The sequence below is a fragment of the Luteolibacter flavescens genome (genome assembly GCF_025950085.1).
Taxonomy (GTDB): domain Bacteria; phylum Verrucomicrobiota; class Verrucomicrobiia; order Verrucomicrobiales; family Akkermansiaceae; genus Haloferula; species Haloferula flavescens.
The window spans coordinates 1-19,880 of the sequence record NZ_JAPDDS010000025.1 but is presented as its reverse complement, the minus strand read 5'-3'; the positions used below and the strand labels follow the sequence as shown (position 1 = coordinate 19,880).

Here is a 19,880-nt window from a genome sequence, read left to right as displayed (position 1 = left end):
CCATAGGTGTCGGATATCCGACACCGACGATTGCCCAGCTCCAAGAACCTACGGACGGTGCTGCGGACCACGCTTACACGCCATCCGGCAAGCAAGGGGTAATCCGTAAAGCCTTCTCATCCTATCCATCCTATCCATCCTGGTCCTCTTTCTTCTCATCGTCGGCTCCCAAAAGAAAGCTGCCATCCCGCGGGCGGAATGGCAGCCGATACACTCGAATTACCCTGGAAGGCTGATCAAGGAGGAGTGACTTCCTGGACGCGATAGAAGGCGCGGCCGCCCGGGGCTGCCGGATCGCTGAAGGTGTGGGTGGTGACTCCGGTGACCGTCGTGCCGATCGGAGCGAATCCATTCAGCGTGGTGCTGCGCGCCAGCGTGTAGGTCTTGGTGGTTTCCAAGCCCTCCACCGTGACGGAGAAGACCGCTCCGACCTTGCTGAGGCTGGTGACTTTCAGGGTGGTGCCGCTACCCGAGCCGGGGTAGCTGCTGGCGTTGTTCGGATCGGTTCCTGCCGTGACCTCCTCATTGTCGCCGTATCCATCCCCGTCGGTATCGAACTTGATCGGGCTGGTGCCGGTGTTGTCGAAGCCGACGAAGATCCCCGTGCCGGTTTCCACGCCGTCGCTCAGGCCGTCGTTGTCGGTGTCGTAGTCGTGTGGATCGCTGCCAGCGGCGAATTCCTGGGCGTTCGTGCTGCCGTCGCCGTCGAGGTCGCCGTTCGGGCCGTTCTCGACCGAGATGGAGCCATTGTCACGGGGTGAGAGGTTGTGCGCCAGTTCCCATGCGTCGGGCAGACCGTCCGCATCCACGTCGATGGTATTCGGCACCGCGATGATGCGGATGTTGTCGAAGACCACCCGGAAGCCATTCGCATGGCGGATGTAGGCCACCACGTTTCCGGCCGGAGGATTGCTACCGGTGGTGAAGGAGAAGACCCGTCCCAGTCTGCCACTGCCGATGGTGGTGAGGGCGCTGGCGTCCCGCAGGCGGTTCAGCACGCCGTCCGCATCCGGATTGCCCGAGTTGAGGCTCACGCCGTTGGCATCGATGCTGCCGGGGTATGCGGAGACCGGGGTGCCGATGGCATTGCTGGAATACAGGCCGAATTCCACCAATCCGCTCATGAAGCCGGCGCGATAGCCGCTGGCTACATCGACGATGTAAGTGGTATTCGCAGCGAAGGGGACGCTCGTCGTCTGGTAGATGTAGTTCCCGAGTTGCTGGACGCCGGCGTACTGCAGCCCCTGGCCGCCGGTGAGAGCGGCGGAGGTGATGTTCTCCACAAAGACCTCGTCAGCCTCGGGAGCATCCGCGATGGACCAGTCCGTGGGCACCTGGGTCAGGAAGGTGCCTGCGGCATCCGGAAGCTCGAAGCTCGGATTGTTCAGCGCCACCGTCGGCAGCGCGGAAGTGTCGAGGGTGGGATCGGTGCCGAGGAGGAATTCCCAGCGGTCGTTCTGGCCGTCACCATCGGTGTCCGACTTGTTCGGATCGGTGCCGGAGCGGACGCCAGCCAGATAGCCGAGTTCGGGATTCTCGTCCCCGTCCTTGATGCCGTCGCCGTCGGTATCCGCGACGAGGGGATTGGTGCCGGTGAAGAATTCACCATCCCAGACGCCGGTTCCGTTTTCGACTAGGTCGCTGTAGCCGTCGCCATCCGTATCGGCCAGATGGGGATCGGTCTTGCGGGCATACTCCTGCACGTTCGGCAGGCCATCGCCATCGGGATCACCGTTCGTGCCGAAGTCGACATTCGTGCTGCCGTCGTCGAGCGGGTCGAGTTCGTTGTCCACTTCCCAGCCATCCGGGAGATCGTCATCATCCGAATCCGCATCGAGAGGGTTGGTGCCGAGGAGGAACTCCTGTCCGTCGTCGAGCCCGTCGTCGTCCGTGTCCGCCTTCTGCGGGTTGGTGCTGTTCACACCGCCGTTGTATTCCTGGGCGTTGGTGCGGCCGTCGCCATCGGGATCGCCGCTGGCTCCGTTTTCGAAGATGACGGAACCATCGTCATTCGGGTCGAGCCCGTGATTGCTTTCCCAGAAGTCGGGCAGCCCGTCGCCGTCCGCATCCGGGATCTCCACGACATCGGTGCCGATGATCTGGAAGCCATTGAGCGGCGCGCGCCAAGGATTCGATCCCGCTTCGTCGATGCGGATGTAGAACGACGGAGCGGTCAGGCCGCTGAAGACGGTGTAGTTGCCCACGCCGCTCGTGCCCGTGACGCGGGTGAAAGTCTGCGCTGTGCCGTAGTTCGCCTGGTCGATGATGTTGACCCGGCTGGTCAGATCGCTGCCGAGGCCCGGGTCGCCGCCATTGGTCGGGGAATTCGGGAGCGTATTGGCGAGCCAGACCTTGGTCGCGCGGTCGCCGGCCGAGGAGTCGCCATCCGAGTAGATCACCACGCTGTAGGAGGTCAGGTTGTTAGCCGTCATCCACTCGTCCATCTTTGTCACGAGCACGACGGGCTTGTCATCGCCGGTGCCGAAGACGCCGTCGAAAGGCGTGGTGTTCGCCGCCCCGTTCGAGTCGAGGTAGGCGTTCATCAGTTTGTTGTTCCCGCCGGTGATGGCGGCGGTGGAGGTCTGCCAGGCACCGCTGGCGTCCCACTTGACGGTCACCGGGGTGGCGACTCCGTTGGAGTTGTTCAGGGCGAGCGGGTTTCCCCAGCGGATGCAGTTGTTCCAGTTCGCGTGCACCACTTCCGCGCCGGCAGTCTCTGCAGCAGTGAGGTGAAAGGCGGTGTTGTCCGAGAAATTCACGCCGATCGGGAAGTCCGCCGCCCCGGCCAGGCCGGTGCAGAGGGGGAGAATCGCGAGGGCGGCCCGGCGGGAGGAGCGGGGTGTTCGATTTGGTCGGTCAGGGAGTATCATCGTAACGGGTTCTTGATGAATGACTCGATGGGGTCGATGGGGCGTTCGGGCCCCGGGAATCGACCCCGGCGTCACTTTGAATCATGCTCCGTCCCGACCCACCCCGCCCAGCTACCCGACCCGGTAGAAATCCCTGCCTCCGGCGCTCCATTGTTGAAATGGAGTGGCTTGAGCGCCGATTTTCCTTCCGTCCGGCCGCTCCCGTGCTTTTCGGTGGCAAATTCGTTACGCGACCATGTCCTTTTCCCACCACGCCGGCAAGACCGCGGGCCTCGTCCTGATCTGGACCGGGATCTGCCTCGGCATCCTGGCTGCGGAGCCGATGTCGGTGGCGTCCCTGCAGCGGACGATGGAGGAAAAGAGCCGCGAGATCCTTTCTTTCACGGTCGAGGGCACCGTTTGCTCCGCAGGTGGCAAGTGGGTGGCGCTTCAGGATGCCTCGGGCACCGTCCTGCTTGAGTGCCCCTATCTACCTCCGGGCTGCACGCAGGGCATGCGCCTGCGGATCGAGGGCGACCACTGCCAGATCGTGCGGGATCGCTCGGGCCTGCGGCTCGGCACCGCGCCCGTGGTGGACAATGACGGTCACCACTCCCGCGTCGCGCGCGCCGGCATGGTCTATCTGGAGAAGGGGAAGCAACCGCTGCGGATGGAGTGGTTCAATGGCTTCGCCGAGAGCACGCTGGAGGTGACGATGGCGGGCGAGGGGAAGGAAGGCGCAACCGTGCCGTTGATCTCCCTCTTTCACCGTACGGATGGGGATGAGAAATTCTGGCAAGGCCTCGCCTACGAGACCTACACGGGAAACTGGAACGCCATCCCCGACTTTCGCTCGATGACTCCGGTCACCCGCGGGGTCACGGCGGGATTTGACGTCGGCGTCCTGCCGCAGTCCTACCATGCCGGTGCGGTATTCACCGGCTATCTCGATGTTGCGGAGGCAGGGAGATACTCCTTTGAAGTCACCTCGGACGATGGATCGCGCTTCTTCATCGGCGAGCCTCGCGTGAAGGTGACGACGCTCCCGGAGCGGGGAGAAGTGGTCAGCGGGGATTGGGCGGCGGGCACCTTCGTCAATGGTGGCTCGTGGGTCACGGCGGAGGGTTCCGTCACCTTCGCCGCGGAGAAGGACGGCAGGCTGGTGCTGGACCTGGCCGGACGCATGTCGTCATTCCAAGCGCTGGTGGCGGAGAGCGCGGGGCTGAAACCGGAGACCCTGCTGAACCAGCGGGTGAAGCTGCGGGGAGTCGGCCGGCGCGACGGGATGGTGATCGTGCAGGGGAGCGACGTGGAGACCTTCCTGGCTCCCAGCTTGCCGACCGACCTGATCACGGAGATCGGCCACGTGCGCCGCCTGCAGCCGGAGGAATCCCGCAAGCCACTGCGCGCGCGCCTCACCGGCGTGGTCACCACGGCCACGACCTCTTCACTGGTGCTGCAGGATTCCACCGGTGGCGTTTTCATCTACTATACTCCTCCGAGTGCGGGGCAACAGCCGCGGCCTGGCGAGCGCTGGGAGGTGGAAGGAGTCACCGATCCCGGCGACTTCTCGCCGATGATCTTCGCCGAGCGGGCGACCTATGTCGGCCCGGCACCGATGCCGGAGCCGAAGCGCCCGTCGTGGGATCAGATCGCGAGCGGCAGCCTGGATGCCGAGTTGATCGAGGTGGAGGGCGTCATGGTCTCCACCGGCGCGGAGTCGATGGAGTTGCTGACGAATGGCGGCACGCTGAAGATCATCGACCATCGCTTTCACCCGCTGCCGGTGCGGGACATGGACGAGGCCGCGCGCGCCGACCTCCGCGGCAGCGTGGTACGCATCCGCGGAGTCTTCACGGCGAATTGGGACGGGGAGACGGGTCGCGTGAATCCCGGTTTGTGCCTGCTGGGGAATGCCCTGATGACGGTGGTCACGCCCGCGCCGCAGGACCCCTTTGCGATTCCGATGGTGAAGGCGGGTGACCTGCTTCTCTTTACCTCTCACTCCAGCCGGTTCAAGCGCGTGAAGGTCGCTGGAACGGTGCTGCATGCCAGGTCGCAAGAACTCTATCTGACGGATGGCGGAAAGGGCTTCCGGGTCGTCTCGGTGGATGCCGCGGATTTGAAACCGGGAGACCAGGTGGAGGTCGCGGGCTACCCCCGCCTCGGCGGGCCGTCGCTCGTGTTGTTAGAGAGCCATGTGCGCCGCGTCGGCCACGACCCGATGCCGTCTCCCCAGCCGGTCGATGCCGCTCGGCTGCCTGAGGCGGGGCTGGATGCCACGCTCGTGTCAATCGAGGCGGCCCTGCTCAGCGATAGCTTGCGTGAGCAGGAGCGGGTGCTGGAATTCCAGGCCGGAGGGCAACGCTTCGTCGCCCGTCTCGTGAATGCCGACCGTGCCGCCAAGCCGATCGAGCGTGGTAGCATCGTGAGGGTCACCGGTGTTTACGTCACGGCCACGCCGGATCGCGCGGCGGCGGATCCCTTCGAACTGTTGCTTCACGATGCCGCGGACCTGACCATCCTCCACCGCGGTCCGTGGTGGACGCCGCGGCACACCATGGTCGCGATTGCCATCTTGTCCGGAGGCCTCTCGCTGGCGCTGGGCTGGGTGTTTTCGCTCCGCCGCACAGTCGCCCTGCGCAGCCGCCAGCTCGCGGCGGAGATCGAGGAACGCCAGGCCAGTGAACGTCACCGCGAGCTGGAGATCGAGCGCACTCGCGTGGCGCAGGACTTGCACGATGAGCTGGGCTCCGGGTTGACGGAGGCGGGCATTCTCACATCACTGGTCCAGAATCCCGCCATTCCCCAGCAGAAGAAGGACGGCTACCTCGGCCAGCTTGCGGAAGTCTGCCGCGGGCTCGTCACCGGGCTGGACGAGATCGTGTGGGCGGTGAATCCGCGCTATGACTCGGTCACGGATCTCGCGGGCTACTTCTCGCTCTTCGCCCAGCGTTTCCTCGATCTCGCCGGCATCCAGTGCCGCCTGAAAATCGACGATTCGGTCGCGGGCCATCCGCTCGATTCCTCACGCCGCCACGGTCTCTTCCTGGCATTCCGTGAAGCGCTCAACAACATCGTCCGCCACTCCGGCGCGACCGAGGTGAAGCTGGAGATCGCAGTCACCGGCGGGCGGCTCGATGTGTCGCTTGCGGACAATGGCCATGGCTTCGTCGGCGATCCTGACTCCCCGGGCAGCGACGGGCTTGCCGGGATGCAGTCGAGGATGAAGAAGCTCGGCGGCACGTGCAGGGTCGATACGAATCCGGGCCGCGGCACCACCGTCGGCTTCAGCATCCCTTTGGAAAAGAATACCCCATGATCAAGCTCGGCATCGTCGAAGACAGCAGGACCACCCGGGAGGGATTGGAGACGATCATCAATCTCTCGCCGGACTTCCGCTGCGTGTGTTCGTGCGACACCGCGGAGAAGGCCCTCGTCCAGCTCCCGAAGCACGCGCCGGAGGTAGTGCTGATGGACATCCAGCTCCCCGGCATGTCCGGCATCGAGTGCGTCGCCCGGCTGAAGAAACTGCTGCCGGACACGCACGTGATCATGGTGACCGTTTATGAAGATCCCGACCGCATCTTCAGCGCGCTGCGCAACGGGGCCTCAGGGTATCTGCTGAAGCGGTCCACACCGGACGAGGTGCTGACCGCGATCCGCGACGTCCAGCAAGGCGGGGCACCGATGAGCGGTGAGATCGCCCGCAAGGTGATCCTGCACTTCCGCGATCAATCCACCACGGCGGAGGAGGTGGAAAAGCTGACCGCCCGTGAGCGCGAGGTGTTGGAGTTGGTCGCGGAAGGATTCATCAACAAGGAGATCGGCGAGCGTCTCGGGGTCTCCACGGAGGCCGTGCGCTGGCACTTGAAGCACATTTACGTGAAGCTCCACGTGAGGTCGCGGACCGAGGCCGCGCTGAAATTCCGGGGGCCGAAGTGACCTAGAGAAGCAGCATTAGTGGCAGCGCGGGGTGGTCCTTCGCGGCGGATTTGCCGGGGTGCTTTTGAGGGAGATGCGGGCCTCGAGGTGAGGTGGGATACCCCCGTTCTTCTGCGGGCCAGTGGCTCCGCGCTCTCAGCGGGGGCGGTGTTCAGCGGAGGATGTAGAGCGCCGTGGCCACGACGTGGCAGGCGCTGCCGCCGAGCACGAAGAGATGCCAGATCGCGTGATTGTAGCGGAGCTTTCGCCACACGAAGAAAATCACGCCCAGCGTGTAGCAGAGGCCGCCCGCGACCATCCATGCCACCCCGGCGAGCGAGAGTGCGCGCAGCATGGGGCCGAAGGCGAGCACGGCCAGCCAGCCCATGACGATGTAAAGCGCGGTGGACCACCAGGTATCGCGACGACCGCGGCCCAGCGTCTTCAAAAGCACTCCGGCCACCGCGAGGAACCACACCACGCCAAAGAGCGACCAGCCCCAGGGACCGCGGAGCGCCACCAGCGTGAGCGGCGTGTAGGAGCCGGCGATGAGCAGGTAGATGCATGCATGGTCGAGCGCCTGTAGCAGCGGCTTTTTCCGTGGGCAGGAAATCGCGTGGTAGAGCGTGGACGAGCCGTAGAGCAGGATGAGGGTGCCGCCGAAGACCGATGCGGACACCGTGCGGAAGGCCTCGCCCTTCGCCAGCACCACCATCGTGACCAGCGCGACGATGGCCAGCGCGGTGCCGAGCGCGTGGGTGGCCATGCTGGCCATTTCCTCGGCGGGGCTTTCACAAAGGGGCGAACGGTCCTTCGGAGGTTGCCGGTGCATGGCGACACCATCGTGGAGATTGGCGGACTTGTCGAGAAAGGGGTGGCGGTCGGGGGATGTCCCGTTCTGACCGGAAATGTCGCTCCGGGCATTCATTCCGGCCAAGCGGTGGATGCCGGTTGCCAGAGGGGTGGGGCACCGCTAGGCCTTCCCGGCTGCCATGTCGAAACCCGGTGCCTCCATCGAAGCGAGTGAACGCGCGGTGCCGGAAGTCAGGCTGGCGGGCAAGCTCGGTGGCATGTCGCTGTCGAAGCAGGTCGCGGTCCTGGCCGTCTGGCCGCTGCTGGAAAACGTCCTCGCCTTCTGCGTCGGCTTCTCCGATCTGCTGATCTCCGGTCGCATCGCCGAGGGCCCGGCCAGCGTGCCCATCCTCGATGCGATGGGCCTCGGCGGCTATGTCGCCTGGTTCTTCAATATCCTGCAGGGCGCGGTGGCCACGGGCGTGATGGCGCTGGTCTCCCGCGCCACCGGGGGGCGCGATCCGGATCTCGCCCGGCGCGGGCTGGGGCAGGGGCTGTGGCTCGGCCTGGCCGCGGGCTTCCTCTCGCTGCTGGCTTTGCATTTTGGAATTCCCGCCCTGATCAAGGGCGTGGGCCTCACCCCGGAGGCGGCGGTGCATGCGGAGGCCTTCCTTCGCGTGCTGGCGTGGTCCGGTCCGGTGAGCGGTGCGATGTTTGCGATCAATGCCGCGCTGCGTGGGGCGGGGGATACGCGCACGCCATTCATCGCCATGCTGGTGGTGAATGCGGTGAACATTGCCGTGAGCTGGTTCCTCGCGATCGAGCAGGGGCGCGGCGTCGCGGGCATCGCGTGGGGCACTGTCACCGGCTGGGTCGCCGGCCTCCTGGTCGTCTCGATGGTCCTCATGCGGAGGAATGGCCTGCTTTCCTGGAGCCTCGCCGGGCTGCGCCCGCACTGGGAGACACTCGCCCGCATCCTGCGGGTCGGCGCGCCGCAGTCGCTGGAGATCGGCTTCATGTGGGCGATCCACGCCTACGGCATCAGCATCATCGCGAATCTCCCGGGCGAGGCGAACCTCGGCGCGCACATCCTGGCCATCCGCGTGGAGTCGATGAGCTTCCTGCCCGGCTGGGCGATCGGTACGGCCGGGGCGGCGCTCGCGGGGCAATATCTCGGAGCGGGGTCGAAGGAAATGGCGGTCCGCGCCGTGCGACTCTGCTGGAAGATCGCCGTGGTGCTCATGGGCTCCATCGGCGTGATTTTCATCTTCGGCCGCGACGGGCTGATCGCGCTGATGGCGCCGAAAAGCGACCTCCACCAGCACCTCGCCTCGCCGCTGGTGCTGATCTGCGCGGCGGCCCAGCCTTTCTTCGCCACCTGCATCATCCTGAAGACCTCCATGCGCGGCGCGGGGGCCACCACCACGGTCATGCGCTGGTCCTTTGGCAGCATGATCTTCTACCGCATCGGCATGATGTGGCTGCTGCACAGGCAGCCTTGGTTCGACCTGCGGGCGGTGTGGGTGATCTTTTCGCTGGATCTCGTCACCCAGGCGCTCGTCTTCTCGTGGGTCCATTTTCGCGGGAAATGGCTGGACGCGAGGGTGTAAGCTGGCGCATTGACCCGTCCCCGCGTTTCATCCCGTCATGTTCATCGACCACATCCGCATCTTTGCCAAGGCCGGCGACGGCGGGAACGGAGCCGTTTCGTTCCGCCGCGAAAAATTCGTGCCCCGTGGCGGCCCCGATGGTGGCGATGGCGGCAAGGGCGGCGATGTCGTCCTGATCGTGGACCCGTCCACCGACAATCTCCGGCAATTCCACTACGACCCGAAGCTGATCGCCAAGAAAGGCGTGAATGGCGGCGGCGTGCGCAAGACCGGCAAGGGCGGCGACACCATCATCGCCAAGGTCCCGCCGGGCACCGTGATCTACAAGTGCAGCGCCGCGACCGTGCAGGAGGCCGTGGAGATGGAGCGCGGCGACGAGGGCATCGACCTTGAGCCGATCGCCGACTTGACCGAATACGGCGAGAAATTCGTCCTCTGCAAGGGCGGCAAGGGCGGCATGGGCAACTCGAATTTCGCCACGCCGACGCACCGCACCCCCACGGAATCGACCCCCGGTGAGGAGGGTGAGTCCGGCGTCTATTACCTCGAGCTGCGCCGCATCGCCGATGCCGGTCTGGTCGGTTTCCCGAATGCCGGGAAGTCCACGCTGCTCGGCAAGCTTTCCCACGCCCATCCGAAGGTAGCGGCATATCCCTTCACCACGCTCCAGCCGTCCGTCGGCGTCGTCGAGTTCGGCGGCTTCCGCCGCTGCACCGTGGCGGACATCCCGGGCCTCATCGAGGGCGCGCACGAAAACCGCGGCCTCGGCCACGAATTCCTGCGCCACATCACCCGCTGCCGCGTGCTGCTCTTTGTCGTGGACATCGCTGGCAGCGAAGGCCGCGACCCGATCTCCGACATCCAGATCCTCCGCAAGGAGATCAGCGAGTATGACGAGGAGCTCGGCCGCTTCCCGTGGATGATCATCGCCAACAAGATGGACATGGACGGCGCTGCGGAGAATCTGGACCTGCTGGAAAAGCGCTTCCCCAAGGTGAAGGTCATCCCGATCTCCGCCGAACTGGAAGAAGGCCTCGACGCTCTGAAGCTTTATCTGGACGACGAGGTCGGCTACCGGGTGTAGCGGCGGACTATGACCGTCGCGCTTTAGTGGCATCAGTCCGCATCCTTGTGGGTGCGAGAATACGATCTCACGATGCGGCTTGTGGCCGCCAGTTTCCGACGGTCCTATACCGCCCCTACACGGGGTGATTTCCGCCATCGACCTCATCCGCCGTGTCGCTAGGTTGTCGTCCGCGTGCGGGATGACTCCAACGAACTCGTATTCGTCTATGGTCCGTTACGTAGTGGCGGGCCGGAGTGTTTTCGCATGGCAGGTGCGGTGTATGTCGCCAAGGGCACCGTGCCGGGCATGCTCTACGGATTGGCAGATGGCCCAGCGCTGGTCAGCGGAGGCGAGGATTCTGCACGGGTGACAGGAGATCTCTATCGGGTGACGCCGGAACATTTGCAAAAGCTCGACGATCTCGACGGGCTCGCGCCGGACGAGAGGGAAACGAGCGACCGGCGCAGAGGCCGGGTAGCGGTGAAGTGCTTCTTCAATTCTGGAGACTCGTGGACCGCCTGGGCTTGGGTATGGCATGGGCCTGTGGATCCAGGGCAGCGGATTCAGTCCGGCGACTGGCTTCGGGAGTCTCGTCCCGGCCTTACCGAAGGGCTCCAGCGATACCCTTGGTACAGCCTCATCGGAACGATCTGTCTGGTTTCCTTTCCCATATGGTTGCTGGCCGCCCCGCTCACCAGCTACTACACGAGCCCGCTGGCCCGGTTCACGCATGATGCGATGTTGATTGGTGGTGCACTTTCTCCGTTTGCGGCCGTGTATTCGTTGTGGCTCGCGAAGCGCCGCGGAGAGAGCGACCGGTTGCTCGGATGCCTTTACGCGGTTGCCCTCATGGCGTGCGGCTTCGTGGTGGTCGCCGTGATCGTGGCGGTGATCAAGAGCATCCGCGGTTAGCTGGTGCTGGGTTCTCGTAGGAGAAATACCGAATCCCGGCAGGAGTGATGTCGATCGTGGACCATCACCGTGACCTCGCTACACTGCCGGCATGTCAGGTGAGGCCGGTGAGTTGGTCTTTGTTTATGGCACCTTGCGCCGTGGTGGGTCTGAGGCCTTCCGGATGGAAGGCGCGGAATTCATCGCCGAAGGCAGGGTGTCCGGATTGCTCTACAAGATGCCGGAAGGGCCCGGCCTTGTGCTGGGCGGGACGGGGGAGTCGTCGGTCATTGGAGAACTCTATCGGGTGACGGCAGGGCATCTCTGGATGCTGGATGAAACCGCGGGATCGCCTGACGGTGTGCGGTCCTGTCGAAGCCGTGTCGTCGTCCAATCGCTGGATCGAGATGACTCTTGGAATGCGTGGACGTGGGAGTGGCCTGGGCAGACCGACCCGGGAGCGCACATCGACAGCGGGGATTGGTTTGACGTGGAGCACCGGGATCGGTTTGAGCGTCGTCCATCAGTTCCGTGGTTCACCTGGATCGGCTTCTTTTGCCTCGTCTCTTGTGTGGTATGCTTGGCCCTGACACTGAGTGTGTATCAAGTGACAGGTCCATGGGGTCGGCTCATGGAAAACGGCCTGACTGTTGGAGCTGCTCTTTCGCCCTTCGCCGCCGTGACGTCGCTCTGGCTGGCTGCCCGACGCGGGGAGAATGGTATCGCTTCCGGATGCCTCTTCGTCTCGTCCGCCGTCGCGTGCGTGGTGGTGCTGGTCCTCGTCGCGGTATCGCTATGGGCGGCTCTCGGTTGACGGGGATTTGATGCGTCTCTCGGATCGTTCTTCTCCCGTAGTTCGCGGTGACGTGATGGACTATTCCGGGATTCCCCTTATGTCTTGCTCATGTCGGATGCCCCCTCTGATCTGCTTTTTGTCTTCGGACGATTGCGTCGTGGCGGGGCTGATGCCTTCCGGATGGAAGGCGCGGAGTTTTTCGGTGAGGCGACGGTGCAGGGCTCGCTCTACCGGTTGCCGGAGGGGCCGGTGTTCGTTGCGGGGGAGTTGACGATGCCTCGGGTGACGGGCGAGATTTATCGGATCGCGCCGGGTCACCTAGATCGCTTGGATGGCGGAGTGCCGACTGGAAATCATCAGCGGATCAAGGTGACTGCCCACTCTGTGGCCAACATGGGGCAGTCTTGGGAGGCATGGACCTGGGAATGGCGGGGGGCTGTTGATGCCTCGCAAGTGATCCGCTCCGGAGATTGGTTTGAGGTGGAAAGCCCAGGCTTCGCTGTCCGCCTTCCTCTCTATCCCTTGTTCACCTGGATCGGGCTGTTTTGCTTCCTCTGCTTTCCGGTTTTGATGCTGATGGCTTCTGTTGCCACGCCCCGTGGCATGAGTCCGGTTGCCCAGACGATGATCGGATTGGCATCCATCGGTGGATTGTTGGCACCGTTCGCATCCGTGTATGCGCTGTGGCTCGCGAAGAGGAGGGGCGAGAGCGACTTCATGTTCGGCTGCCTGTTCTGGGCTGCCATCGTCGCGAGTGCCATGGTGACGTTTTTCCTGCTCGAGTGGTTGGTCGGATTGATCCGGGGGTGAAGGTCTGCCTGTGGTGAAGTCGATCGTGGACCCCGGGTGTCCGGCCGCTACACTGCACTCATGCAGGACGCCGCAGGGGAATTGGTCTTCGTCTATGGAACGCTCCGTCGCGGCGGGTCGAATGCCTTCCGCATGGATGGCGCGGATTTCGTGTCGTCGGGGAAGGTCGCTGGAAAGCTGTATGCGATCACCTGGTATCCGGGTCTCGTGCTTCAGGGAGAGGGGACTGTCGATGGAGACCTCTTCCGAGTCGGGCGCGACCAACTCGTGGCGCTGGATGAATTTGAAGGGATCTCCGCGAACGAGATCGAGGGCGCGGAATACCGGCGCGTGAAGACCGAGGTGGCGACCGCGGATGATCAGGTCTTCGCGGCCTGGGCCTACGAATGGATCGGGCCGGTGGATGAATCGAAGCGCATTATTTCCGGCGACTGGCTGCAGGACGGTCGAGGCGTCGAATGAATTGTTGCGAGGGCGTCGGCGCGAGTCGTCAATCAAGAAGCTTCAACCATTGAGCACGTGGCGATCTAGGTGTGATACCTCGTTACGCGTGTGCGCTTCTCGACCGCGTAGCGGTCAAGGATGGTAGCCACGGGTTTCAACCCGTGGACCTGACGGATGAGTGGCGTGGTGTAGCGTAGTGACACAGGAGTGACAGCAAACGGTATCCAGTTCCGGAAGCGGTCCGCCCCGTGATTGTTCCGGTGTCGCTACACGACACGTTCTGCCTCCGGCTTGGTCCGTGGACTGGAAGTCCACGGCTACCATCCTTGACCGCTACGCGGTCGCTGACATCGGGAGCGCGCGATCAACACCGGGAACTCTCGATCTCTGCCCATCAAACAAAAGAGCCGGTCTTGCGACCGGCTCCTGTGATGCTTTCGAGATGGATGATGAATCCCGGCTAGCCGGCGATGCTCAGTGGCCCAGCTCCTTCGCCGTCCATGGCTGGGTGCGGCCCTTGTATTTCTCGCGCACTTCCTTCACCTGCGCCGGGGTCACCGGGGCGGCGTCGTTCGACCAGCTCTGGCGGGCGTAGGTGAGCACGTCGGAGATTTTCTGGTCGTCGAGGTCCACGTGCGGCGGCATCACGCTGTTGTAGTCGTGGCCGGCCACCTTGACGGGGCCCATGAGGCCGCCGATGACGACGCGGATCGGGACGCTGGGATCGCCGGTCAGCCACTCGGAATTGTCGAGCGGAGGAAAGGCTCCTTCCATGCCCAGGCCGGTCGGCTGGTGGCAGGCGATGCAGGTCATGCCGTAGATCTCGGCGCCGCGCTTGTGCACCTCGGGGTCGGCCTTGAACTTCTTCACGACCACATTCGGATCCGGGCCGCCGGCGGCCTTGGTTGCGAGAGCGGCGAGCATGCCCTTCGCACCTGCACCGCCGGCGATCTCCGTAAGCGAGACATCGTCATAGATCACTGTGCCGGTCGCGCCGCCGTAGCCGCCGAAGAGGCAGTGGATGAGCAATTCGCTGCGATCCCCGGAATCGATCTCCGTGGAAACCTGCGTCCAATCCGTGGTGCCCTTCACACTGTTGGTGCGCTCGCCACCATGGACGTTCACCAGCGCGCCGGGGCCATTGCCATTCGGCTTGTGGTCGATGGTCTTCACCCATGCGGACAGCAGGTAGCGGGTGCCACGCTTCACGGGCACGGTCACCGCGGCTCCGGCGTCGATCGGGGCGGTCGCGGAGATCGACAGGCCGAGCGAGCCATTCCGGCCCTGTGGCGAGCTGGTCAGCTTCGCCGTGCCATTGCCGCCGCCGTAGGTGCGGAGGTCGGTCCAGCCCGCGGGCTTGCCGCTGGAGACTTCGGAGAAGTCGGGATTCGGCAGCAGGTTCGGCATCTGCTTCTTCTCGCTGTCCGAGACGTAGCCTGCGGCCTTCGCCGCTGCGGTCACGCTGGCGGCATTCCGGTTTGCGGCGATCTGCCAGGCATCCTTCAGCGTGAGGTCCTTGGTCACGCGCTCTTCCTCGGTGGTGATGAGGTTGAAGAGCGCCTTGCCGAGATCAGCGTCGTTCTCCGGCAGGCGTGACAGCGAAACCAGCGCTTCGGCGAGCTCGCGGTCGCCCTTCACGTCGATCTTGCCCCCGGCGATGTAGGCGTCCTTCACCTGCTGCGGCGTCGCGACGGTGATGCCTGCACGTTGGACGGCACGGACATTCGACTTCAGCGCGATGCTCGCGGTTGAGGAATCCAGCACGCCGAGTTGCGCGAGGGCGTAGACGGCGTGGGCGGAGCCCTTCGTGCCTGCTGCGGCGAGCGAGCCCAGCTTCCCGGCCAGATCCTTCATGCCGCCTTCCACGATCAGGCGCTGCGCATGCAGGCGCCAGAAGAGATTCGTGCTGTCCAGCGCGGCGAGCAGGGTGTCCGGCTTCTTGGTGTCGATCTCTGGGTTCGCGTCGTCCTTCGAGCCCTTCGGATAGACGCGGTAGATGCGGCCGTGCTTGGTATCGCGCAGCGGTGTCTCGTAGGCGTTGCCCCTGCCGTTCTTCGCGTCGAGACCGGAGGACTGCCTGCTCGGCGTCGGGTTGTGCTGGATGATCAGGTTATACCAGTCGCAGATCCACAGCGCGCCATCCGGACCCACCTCGGCGCACACCGGGCCGGACCAGGCGTCGGCGCTGTTGTAGATGTTGTTGAAGCGCTGGACGGCCTTGTAGCCCGCGCCCTCGCGCAGGATGTCGAAGGTGCCGACGAGCTTGCCCGTGCCCTCGGTGACGAAGGCGGTGCGCTCGCGCCACTCCGCGGGGAAGCGCTCCGAGGTGTAGAAGGCGTGGCCCGCACCCGCGGTGTATTTTTCAAACTGGTCCACCTGGCGGATGTCCGCCGAGCTGGGATTGAAGATCGGATTGTCATCCGCACGCGGCGTGCGCGGGGCGGTGAGTCCGGCGGACTTGTAGGTGTCTTCGGGGAAGGTGAGGTAGAAGGACGGGTTGCCATTCGCGGTGGAGCCCATCAGGTCGAAGTCCGACGAGGTGCCGAAGCCCCACGTGTTGTTCGTCGTCGGCTGGAGGTATTCCAGCTTCGAGGCGTCGGGCTTGAAGCGGAAGACGCCCTGGCTGAACTGGTGCTGCTCGCCTCCCACCGTGCCGCGGAAGCCCGAGTAGCCGATGGTCGCGTAGATCCAGCCGTCGTGGCCGTAGCGCAGGTTCGACACGCCGGCGTGAGTGTCGCCCATGTTGAAGCCGCTGAAGAGCACCTTCCGCACGTCGGCCTTGTCGTCGCCGTTCGTGTCCTGGAGGAAGATCATGTCGCTTCCGTTCGTGCAGATCACGCCGCCATTCGCGAAGACCAGCGAGGTCGGGATCGAGAGCTTGTCGGCGAAGGTGGTGAACTTGTCGGCGCGGCCGTCCTTGTCCGTGTCCTCGCAGATGATGATCTTGTCGTTGCCGATGTTTCCCGCGTGCAGGTTGTTCGGGTAATCGACGGTCTGGATGACGAAGGCGCGGCCCTTTTCATCCCAGTTCACGAAGATCGGATTCACGATGTCCGGCTCGGAAGCGAAGAGCGAGAGCTCGAATCCCACGGGCACCTGGGCCAGCTTCATCGAGTCCTCGGGCGAGAGCGGCTTCTGCGCGGAGGTGATGAGCTGGCGCTTCAGGTAGCCGGGCAGCTCCACCTTTTCCTGCTCCAGTTTCGGCAGGTTCAGCGCCTGCAGTTTCTTGTATTTCTCCGGCCCCACGCTCCAGAAGATGGCGCGCTTGAGCAGGTCCTGGTACTCGGGCAGATCCCACACGCGGTGGTCGTGCCCGGCAGCGGTGTAGAAGATGCGGCCCTTGCCCTGCTCGCGCACCCAGGTCCATGGCTCCTGGTCTCGCTTCTCGAGGATCACCCGGTCGTCGCCATGCTGGTCGTGCACGTAGGTCTCGTCCCATGCCGAGTAGCCGCCGTAGCTGCGCATGATGGGGTGTGTCTTGTTCACGTTCGTGACCTTGAAGACCCCGTCGGTGTGGCTCTTGAAGCGGCCGCCCACGAGCTTGATGAATTCCGGCGAGCCGCCGTAGCAGGCGGAGGCACAGTGGATGGGCAGGAAGGCGCCGCCGCCCTCGACGTAGCTGGTGAGCGCCTTCAATTGCTCTGCCGGCATGGGCCCGTTCTGCTGCCAGTTGCCATACATGAGCACCGCATCGTACTTCGCGAGCGTCTCGGCATTCAGCGCCTCGGCGGGGTCCTGCGTGTAGGTGAAGTCGATGCCCTCGGTGCCGAGGGTGCGCTTGATCATCCGGTACCGGGTCACCGGATCGTGGCCCGGGCCATTGGCCGTCGGGGCACCGAAGAACAGGACTTCAAGTCGTCGCGCCTCCGGTTTCGGGGAGATGAGAGGTTTCGCCAAGACCACCCCGAGGGCGGCCAGTGGCAGGAGCAGCGTCAAACGGATGGCTTGCATGAACTTGGTTGCAATGGGTTCGTTCGCGGGTGGCAACGTGCCGCAAACGGGTCGAATTTCAAGCTGGTACAGAAACGCTAAGATAGCTTGTAGGATTGCGGGAAGGACTTGTATGTTTTTACCAATGGACACACCGAGCGACCGCCGCCGATGGCTGGAGGATCTCCCTCCGGGGCAATTCCGGCACCTCTTCGACCACCTCCCGGGCACGCTGTTTTTCGCCAAGGACCGGTCCGGTCGGTTGATGGCCGGGAACCCCGCTTTCGTGAAGCGCTGCGGGTTCCAGCGCGAGGACCAGATCGTCGGCCTCACCGACAAGCAGATCTTCCCGCCCCGTCTCTCCGAGAAGTATCACCGCGACGACGAGAAGGTCATCCAGACGAAGCAGCCGCTGCTCGGATTGATCGAGCTGTTTCCGAATTCGCAGGGCAAGCCTGAGTGGTTCATCACCGACAAGCTGCCGCTCTTCGACAAGTCCGGCGAGGTGTGCGGCCTCTGCGGCACCGTGCGCAGCTATGAAGAGCAGCGCGCGGCCATCCAACCCTACCTCGAACTCGCCGAGGTGGCGGAGCACCTGAAGACGAACTTCCGCGAGCGGCTGGAGGTGTCCGAGCTCGCGCAGATCGCCGGGCTGTCCGTGCGGCAGTTCGAGCGGAAATTCCGCAAGACCTTCCAGACCACGCCGCGCAGCTACCTGATGCGGATGCGCGTGATCAAGGCGTGCGAACTTCTGGCCACCACGAACCTGCCGATCACCGAGGTGGCGCTGGAGTCCGGCTTTTACGACCACAGCGATTTCTCCCGTCAATTCCGTAAGCACATGGGCCAGGCACCGACGGCCTATCGTCGTGAGAAGCGCGGTGCGGGGAAGACGCTGGGGAGGTGAGGAATGATTCACCGCCAAGACGCCAAGGACGCGAAGAAGAGGTATGGATTCGCGGCTCGGCGCTATGGAGCTGACTTGATTTGAGCGGAAGGTAGTGACCTTATTCCGATTCGTGATCGGGTTGTTTTGATGGAGTTTCATTTGCCCGTCGGCGGAAACAAACCGTTGGCGGGGTGGGGGATTCCGCGCTTGGATGGCACGGATGAAACTTTCCGCCATCTTCGCCGCCGGTCTGCCATTCGCGATGACCGCCTTCGCCGCCGAAAAGTCCGGTCATGCCGCAGCCGAGTTGATCACTGGAGTCACATCGTATCAGGCGGGCAAGACGGTGCCGGTGGGCATCAAGCTGAAGATCGATGTGGGCTGGCACAGCTACTGGGTGAATCCGGGTGTGGGTGGCATGCCGCTTTCCGCGAAGTGGACGCTGCCCGAGGGCTGGACCGCGGGCGAGCTGCAGGCCCCGGTGCCAAAGCGCTTCATGACCGGGGATCTGCCGGGCTTCGGCTACGAGGGCGAGGCGATCTATCGCGTGGACCTCACGCCGCCTGCGGGTGCAACGGGAGATGCGGAACTGAAGGTAGCGCTGTCATGGCTGACGTGCAGCGGCGATGCGTGTGTGCCGGGGGATGTGGAGCTTTCCGTGAAACTCGATGCGGGCGATGGCGCGGCGGCGAAGGATGCGGCAGTGCTCGCCGAGGCGGATAAGAAGATCCCGAAGGCGGTGAAGGAGAGCACGGCCACCGTCGCGGAGAAGGACGGTCAGGTGGTCATGACCTTCACTCTTCCGGGTGATCTGGATATCGACGGAATTCTGGCGTTTCCTGCCACGCCGGAAGTTGTGGATGCCGGAGCGCCGATCGTTCTCAAAAAATCGGAAGAAGGATGGACCGCCAGTGCTCCGAAGAACGAGTACGCGGATGGGCCTGCGAAGGCCTACGATCTCGTGCTGTCCGGAGGAAAGCTCGCGCAACCCGTGATCGTCCAGTGGATCGGGAAGTGACGGGATTTCCATTGGACAAGCATCCGGCCCTCGACACCGTGCTCAATTCAATCCCTACCCATCGAAACCATGAAACAACACACGTTCCTCGGTGCCGTGCTTGGCGCCATGATCTGCTCTTCCACCGCCTGGGCCGTCGAGCCGGGTGAAGCCGCACCTGCCTTCTCCGTGAAAAACGTGAAGGGCGAGGAAGTCACGCTGGCCGCCCAGAAGGGCAAGGTCGTCGTGCTCGAGTGGATCAACTACGACTGCCCCTTCGTGAAGAAGCACTACGGCAGCGGCAACATCCCGAAGCTCCAGGAGAAGTACACCGGCAAGGACGTCGTGTGGATTTCCGTGAACTCGTCCGCTGAAGGTGCGCAGGGCTATCTCGCCGCCGCGGACCTCGCCGAGCGCTCCAAGAAGGAAGGCAACAAGGCCAGCCAGATCGTCCTCGATACCGATGGCACGGTCGGCAAGGCCTACGATGCCAAGACCACCCCGCACCTCTTCGTGATCGATAAGGAAGGCAAGGTCGCCTACAACGGTGCGATCGATTCCAAGAACACGACCGACGTGGCGGACATCGAGAGCGCCGACAGCTACATCTCGCTCGCGCTGGATGCCGTGCTCGAAGGCAAGTCCGTGGACAAGGCCAAGACCCCGCCATACGGCTGCGGCGTGAAGTACTCCAAGTAAGCTTTTCCGGATACTGTTGAAGCTTGGCCCCGGGGATGCGAGTCCCCGGGGTCTTTTCGTTTCGAGGGTGAGGGTGGGGCTGTTTTGAGCTCGATGGACTGTCCGCCTAAGAAGCCGTCTGAAAATTAACTGAAGTTGAGCAATTGGGCTGTACAGAGCCGCACGACCATTGGAGAATCCTCC

14 protein-coding genes are annotated in these 19,880 nt (G+C 64.0%); 11 read left to right on the top strand and 3 right to left on the bottom strand.

Going from position 1 to position 19,880, the window contains the following annotated elements; translation table 11 throughout:
- Window positions 1–236: 236 nt before the first annotated feature.
- The gene (locus OKA04_RS24135) at window positions 237–2,870 is read right to left on the bottom strand and encodes a hypothetical protein (RefSeq protein WP_264503801.1); all 2,634 of its coding nucleotides are present in this window, start codon (window positions 2,868–2,870) and stop codon (window positions 237–239) included.
- Between the two features lie 235 nt (window positions 2,871–3,105).
- Here OKA04_RS24135 and OKA04_RS24130 point away from each other — a divergent pair, with 235 nt between their 5' ends.
- Window positions 3,106–6,171, top strand: a complete 3,066-nt coding sequence (locus OKA04_RS24130) for an ATP-binding protein (protein ID WP_264503800.1) — start codon at window positions 3,106–3,108, stop codon at window positions 6,169–6,171.
- Window positions 6,168–6,794: a response regulator transcription factor gene (locus tag OKA04_RS24125; protein ID WP_264503799.1), complete on the top strand. Its 627-nt coding sequence runs from the start codon at window positions 6,168–6,170 to the stop codon at window positions 6,792–6,794. Before OKA04_RS24130 ends, OKA04_RS24125 begins: the two co-directional genes overlap by 4 nt.
- Window positions 6,795–6,945: 151 nt before the next feature.
- On the opposite strand, the gene trhA is transcribed toward OKA04_RS24125, so the two are convergent.
- Window positions 6,946–7,701: a PAQR family membrane homeostasis protein TrhA gene (trhA, locus tag OKA04_RS24120; RefSeq protein WP_264503798.1), complete on the bottom strand. Its 756-nt coding sequence runs from the start codon at window positions 7,699–7,701 to the stop codon at window positions 6,946–6,948.
- Window positions 7,702–7,765: 64 nt separating this feature from the next.
- On the opposite strand from trhA, the gene OKA04_RS24115 reads away from it, so the two are divergent.
- The 6 genes from OKA04_RS24115 to OKA04_RS24090 all read left to right on the top strand — a co-directional run bounded on the left by OKA04_RS24115 (window position 7,766) and on the right by OKA04_RS24090 (window position 13,200).
- On the top strand, window positions 7,766–9,175 hold the full coding sequence (locus tag OKA04_RS24115; protein ID WP_264503797.1) for an MATE family efflux transporter: 1,410 nt from the start codon (window positions 7,766–7,768) through the stop codon (window positions 9,173–9,175).
- Between the two features lie 37 nt (window positions 9,176–9,212).
- Complete coding sequence (gene obgE / locus OKA04_RS24110; protein ID WP_264503796.1) at window positions 9,213–10,259, top strand: GTPase ObgE; 1,047 nt, start codon at window positions 9,213–9,215, stop codon at window positions 10,257–10,259.
- A gap of 174 nt (window positions 10,260–10,433) precedes the next feature.
- Complete coding sequence (locus OKA04_RS24105; RefSeq protein WP_264503795.1) at window positions 10,434–11,153, top strand: gamma-glutamylcyclotransferase family protein; 720 nt, start codon at window positions 10,434–10,436, stop codon at window positions 11,151–11,153.
- A 91-nt stretch (window positions 11,154–11,244) separates the two neighbouring features.
- On the top strand, window positions 11,245–11,946 hold the full coding sequence (locus OKA04_RS24100) for a gamma-glutamylcyclotransferase family protein (protein WP_264503794.1): 702 nt from the start codon (window positions 11,245–11,247) through the stop codon (window positions 11,944–11,946).
- A gap of 90 nt (window positions 11,947–12,036) precedes the next feature.
- Window positions 12,037–12,738, top strand: coding sequence for a gamma-glutamylcyclotransferase family protein (locus OKA04_RS24095; protein WP_264503793.1), 702 nt, complete (start codon window positions 12,037–12,039; stop codon window positions 12,736–12,738).
- Between the two features lie 36 nt (window positions 12,739–12,774).
- Window positions 12,775–13,200: a gamma-glutamylcyclotransferase family protein gene (locus OKA04_RS24090; RefSeq protein WP_264503792.1), complete on the top strand. Its 426-nt coding sequence runs from the start codon at window positions 12,775–12,777 to the stop codon at window positions 13,198–13,200.
- Window positions 13,201–13,656: 456 nt separating this feature from the next.
- On the opposite strand, the gene OKA04_RS24085 is transcribed toward OKA04_RS24090, so the two are convergent.
- Complete coding sequence (locus OKA04_RS24085) at window positions 13,657–17,133, bottom strand: PVC-type heme-binding CxxCH protein (RefSeq protein ID WP_264503791.1); 3,477 nt, start codon at window positions 17,131–17,133, stop codon at window positions 13,657–13,659.
- Window positions 17,134–17,257: 124 nt separating this feature from the next.
- Here OKA04_RS24085 and OKA04_RS24080 point away from each other — a divergent pair, with 124 nt between their 5' ends.
- From OKA04_RS24080 to OKA04_RS24070, 3 genes are all read left to right on the top strand, one after another.
- On the top strand, window positions 17,258–18,019 hold the full coding sequence (locus tag OKA04_RS24080; protein WP_264503790.1) for an AraC family transcriptional regulator: 762 nt from the start codon (window positions 17,258–17,260) through the stop codon (window positions 18,017–18,019).
- A 202-nt stretch (window positions 18,020–18,221) separates the two neighbouring features.
- Window positions 18,222–19,019: a protein-disulfide reductase DsbD domain-containing protein gene (locus OKA04_RS24075; RefSeq protein ID WP_264503789.1), complete on the top strand. Its 798-nt coding sequence runs from the start codon at window positions 18,222–18,224 to the stop codon at window positions 19,017–19,019.
- A gap of 69 nt (window positions 19,020–19,088) precedes the next feature.
- The gene (locus OKA04_RS24070; RefSeq protein ID WP_264503788.1) at window positions 19,089–19,697 is read left to right on the top strand and encodes a redoxin family protein; all 609 of its coding nucleotides are present in this window, start codon (window positions 19,089–19,091) and stop codon (window positions 19,695–19,697) included.
- Window positions 19,698–19,880: the final 183 nt, after the last annotated feature.